3 protein-coding genes are annotated in these 2,365 nt (G+C 44.0%); all 3 read left to right on the top strand.

Annotated features, from left to right (window positions below):
* On the top strand, window positions 1–1,077 hold a 1,077-nt coding region (locus AACV01_RS10500; RefSeq protein ID WP_237585016.1), incomplete at its 5' end, for an RHS repeat-associated core domain-containing protein.
* Window positions 1,077–1,487 (top strand): hypothetical protein, encoded by a 411-nt coding sequence (locus tag AACV01_RS10495; RefSeq protein ID WP_049197465.1) that lies wholly within the window; start codon window positions 1,077–1,079, stop codon window positions 1,485–1,487. The genes AACV01_RS10500 and AACV01_RS10495, both read left to right, overlap by 1 nt.
* A 117-nt stretch (window positions 1,488–1,604) precedes the next feature.
* The coding region (locus AACV01_RS10490) for an RHS repeat-associated core domain-containing protein (protein ID WP_337247711.1) at window positions 1,605–2,365 on the top strand (761 nt) is incomplete at its 3' end.

Here is a 2,365-nt window from a genome sequence, read left to right as displayed (position 1 = left end):
TATCACTATGACAGTGACCACCGCATTATCGCGGTGGATATCGACCAAGGGCCCTTAGGGTATCAGCGAGCGGAATACTGCTACGATATCTTAGGGCGTCGGATTGAAAAACGGTTATGGAAAGCCAGTGCGATTGCCAATACGGTGACCTATCACCACCATGAGCCGGATGAAGTGTACAGCTTTGGCTGGGTAGGGATGCGACTGGTATCTGAGCACAGCAGCGCAGCGCCCCATACCACGGTTTATCATGCTTACAATGACCAAAGTTATACGCCTCTAGCCCGCATTGAATGCACGGATAACCCGCTTAATCCGCAACGGGGGATTTATTATACGCACAGCAGTTTAAGTGGCTTACCGGAAGCGTTGACCAACAGTGAGGGTGAAATCGTTTGGCAAGGGCAATACAGTGCTTGGGGACATTTACAGCGTCAAACCCGCCCCACAAGCACATTTAATCGTGAACAGAACCTGCGTTTTCAAGGGCAGTATTTCGACAAAGAGACGGGGTTACATTATAATACGTTCAGGTACTATGCCCCGGATTTAGGCCGTTTTACCCAACAAGACCCAATAGGGTTGGCAGGGGGGATAAATTTATATGCTTATGCGCCAAATCCATTGACATGGGTGGATCCGTGGGGTTGGAGTTGTGGTCCTAAATTAAAAACTGAAGCAGATTATAAAAAGGCTATTCAAAATTTAGAATCGCAGCATGGTGCTTTAAATGCTCATGGATTAAGAAGACATGGAGCGGGGACAACCTTAGAGCAACAACAATATAGAGCCAGAACAGGTAACTCACCTGATAATCATTATACAATAGTTCTTGATAGAAAAACGTTAGGAAGAAGCGCACCTTCATCCACAAGATTTCTGAGTTATAAAGACCAATACGAAGTCATGCAGCAGGTTCTTAAACTAGGAGGGCCAGGTAAAACTATTGAAATGAACATGGGACATGTGGTTGCCGAAGGTTATCAAAGTGGTGGAAAAGTTTATGGAATGACATCCAATGTAAAAGCTTATTTTGATGATGATGGAAAGTTAGTCACAATCTTCGGAGTATTATGATGAAATTGATTACCATTAGTGCGGGTTATATTGATAGCTTTTGGGCTCCAATATGTGAAGGAAGAATCATCCCTAATGAATTTATAGGATTAAATCTGAATAATTATGAGAGTGCACAAAAATTAATTGAAGAATATTTAATTCCAAAAGCGATGAAATTCAAATCAAAATCATGGCATTATTATTTTAAAGAAACATTAAGATATGCAATTAACTTTTGGAGTAATGAGCGATTGTATAATATTTATATGGGGGTATTACCTGAAATACCTCCACCTCAAAGTAAGTATATTAAAATGAAAGATTTTTATTTGTTAATTTGGACTGGAATGTACCCTAATGAAGAATGTGTTGTATATACACCTGAACTTTATAAAGAAGTTCCTTCCGTAGAAATAGGATCATTCTAGTTTATCGAGTGCAGTGTCAGTTATGGTCAAACGGGCGAGGTTTTTACCGCCGGACATTGGTACTACCACAGTTATCAGTACGACCCGCTGGGACAATTGACAGCGCATTTAGGGTCAGTGCAAACCGAACACTTTCTGTATGATGCAGCAGCCAATTTACTGACTCGTCCGCACACCGAAGCACCGCATAACCAAGTACAAGGCAGTGATAAATTTGATTATCGCTACGACGGTTTTGGTCGCATGGTATCGCGCTATGAAAAAGGCAGTAGCTCGGGGCAACGCTATCACTATGACAGTGACCACCGCATTATCGCGGTGGATATCGACCAAGGGCCCTTAGGGTATCAGCGAGCGGAATACTGCTACGATATCTTAGGGCGTCGGATTGAAAAACGGTTATGGAAAGCCAGTGCGATTGCCAATACGGTGACCTATCACCACCATGAGCCGGATGAAGTGTACAGCTTTGGCTGGGTAGGGATGCGACTGGTATCTGAGCACAGCAGCGCAGCGCCCCATACCACGGTTTATCATGCTTACAATGACCAAAGTTATACGCCTCTAGCCCGCATTGAATGCACGGATAACCCGCTTAATCCGCAACGGGGGATTTATTATACGCACAGCAGTTTAAGTGGCTTACCGGAAGCGTTGACCAACAGTGAGGGTGAAATCGTTTGGCAAGGGCAATACAGTGCTTGGGGACATTTACAGCGTCAAACCCGCCCCACAAGCACATTTAATCGTGAACAGAACCTGCGTTTTCAAGGGCAGTATTTCGACAAAGAGACGGGGTTACATTATAATACGTTCAGGTACTATGCCCCGGATTTAGGCCGTTTTACCCAACAAGACCCAATAGGGTTGGCAGGGGG

This window comes from Proteus sp. G2609 (assembly GCF_963896135.1).
Classification (GTDB): domain Bacteria; phylum Pseudomonadota; class Gammaproteobacteria; order Enterobacterales; family Enterobacteriaceae; genus Proteus; species Proteus mirabilis.
The sequence above is the reverse complement of the archived record's forward strand: the minus strand, read 5'-3'. Positions and strand labels throughout refer to the sequence as shown.

Bases quoted from the DNA above. Each gene is read 5' to 3' on its own strand.
- AACV01_RS10495 (WP_049197465.1), top strand. From the start codon at position 1,077: ATGAAATTGATTACCATTAGTGCGGGTTATATTGATAGCTTTTGGGCT.